Origin of the sequence: Finegoldia magna (genome assembly GCF_018371055.1) — a bacterium.
Classification (GTDB): Bacteria; Bacillota; Clostridia; order Tissierellales; family Peptoniphilaceae; genus Finegoldia; species Finegoldia magna_I.
Genome location: NZ_JAGYZD010000293.1, coordinates 1 through 1,874 on the forward strand (window position 1 = coordinate 1; position 1,874 = coordinate 1,874).

Sequence of the window (1,874 nt, forward strand, 5' to 3'; positions counted from 1 at the left end):
TGAATAATAGACCTAGAAAATGTATACAATATAAAACACCTAAAGAAGAACTTTTTGGTTTCTTACCATAGGTGTTGCATTTGATTTGACAATTCGTCTTCAAAAAAAGATAGTGTAAATAAGATATTACGAAGATTTATTGAATTAAAAGAGAGAGGAGTTTCTCTTGAAGATTTTAGTCGTTTATCAGATTATGTTGAGTGTTTAAAAATTGCATATTTAATAAAAGAACACCTTGGTGAAAACAATTTATATATAGCAGCATTAAGGGGTATTGTAGGGCATCATTCGGGTGTGCCTAACGGGGTAAGAATTGCTGAAGAATATGCTTTGAAAAAATCATTAGTTCGTTGTGTAGTATGTACTTCTACATTGGCACAAGGAGTAAATTTGCCAATTAAATATTTAATCGTATCAAGTGTTTATCAATCAAAACAGGTAATTAAAGTTAGAGATTTCCATAATTTGATAGGAAGAACAGCAAGAGCAGGAAAAGAGACAGAAGGAACTATCATTTTAACAGAAAATATCTATAAAAATAGTAAAGAAGACTATAAATTAAATAAGTATAGACGTTTGCTTAATGCTGACAATTCTGAGGAGTGCTCTAGCAATCTTTTAAAATTAGTCAGAGAAGTTGATTTAGGAAATAATAGAACAATTAGTTTTGACTTTTTGAAAAAATACATTAATTCCAGATATTCTAATAAGGCTGAATATACTGAATTGAAAAAAGGTATTATTGAATATAGAGAGCAAGGAAAGGAATGTGGTGAAGAAATTTTTTATAAAATGAATGAAATAGATCATATTCTAGTATCATTGGAAAATTTTATACTTGGCTTTGTAGATGTTGAAGATGCAAGTTTTGAAATTATTAAATCTACATATGGTTACTACTTGGCAAATGAAGAAGAGAAAGAAGAATTGAAGAATATATATAACCTTATTAAAAGTAGTATTGATAGTCTTGAAGTTACTAATAAGCTGATTTACAGAAAAAGTATGTTAGGCATATTGAAGATGAAAGAAATATCTATATTTATAGATGATAATTTGTATGAAATAGTAAATGCGAATTTTGATGAATTAATTAGAATTATTGCTAATAGACTTAAAGAATCAGAGGTTTGCAAGGTTATTCCTAAATTTGTTGATGATAGCTATGTGTATGATTTATTAAAAATGTGGATTAATGGTAAAAGTTATATTGAAATTTGGAGCTATGCAAAATCAGTAAATTTGTTAGTTAAGCGGGGTAAAAAAAGTAGAGATATATCATTGGAAAACATAATAACTTTATGTGATTCGGACTTTGGATATGCTTCATTAACTATAATACAGGCTATTATAGAAGTTTTAAATACTAAGGATTGTAGTGAAAATATACAAGAAAATTTAAGTGATATAATATATAGAATAAGATATGGATTACCGAACAAAGAGTCTGTATTTATATATGAACTTGGATTTGCAGATAGAATTATTTCGCAAAAAATTGCTGATGAAATAAGTGATTTTGACTGTAGCACAAAAAAGAAAACAAAATCTCCAATAAAAAGCAATAGAGAGAAACTGCAAGAATTATTGGCAAACTATCCATCATATTTCTTGGATAGACTGCAAAAACTAAAATAAGATTTCAAGGAGATGGAAGTTATTTTTTCATCTCCTTACTTATGTAAATTCCATAGTTATTTCGTATTTGATAATGTTCATACGTAGTTGATCTTGTAAAAAGTACCCTTACATAATTCCATTCCAATTTCTTGAGATTTTATAGGATCAACCTCTCCTGGTAGAAAAGATTGGATTAAATGCCTAGCCAAAACTGTTCCTTTAGTATCATTGTCTTCTCGTGTTTTCATAAATTG

General features: G+C 27.9%; 2 protein-coding genes. One reads left to right on the forward strand and one right to left on the reverse strand.

The features are described 5' to 3' along the window. Nucleotides 1–294 precede the first annotated feature (294 nt). The gene (locus KHW44_RS09215; protein WP_304068767.1) at nt 295–1,638 is read left to right on the forward strand and encodes a hypothetical protein; all 1,344 of its coding nucleotides are present in this window, start codon (nt 295–297) and stop codon (nt 1,636–1,638) included. 77 nt (nt 1,639–1,715) lie between these two features. Here KHW44_RS09215 and KHW44_RS09220 read toward each other — a convergent pair. Then, nucleotides 1,716–1,874 (reverse strand): relaxase/mobilization nuclease domain-containing protein (locus tag KHW44_RS09220; protein WP_304068769.1); only part of this gene is annotated, 159 nt, incomplete at its 5' end.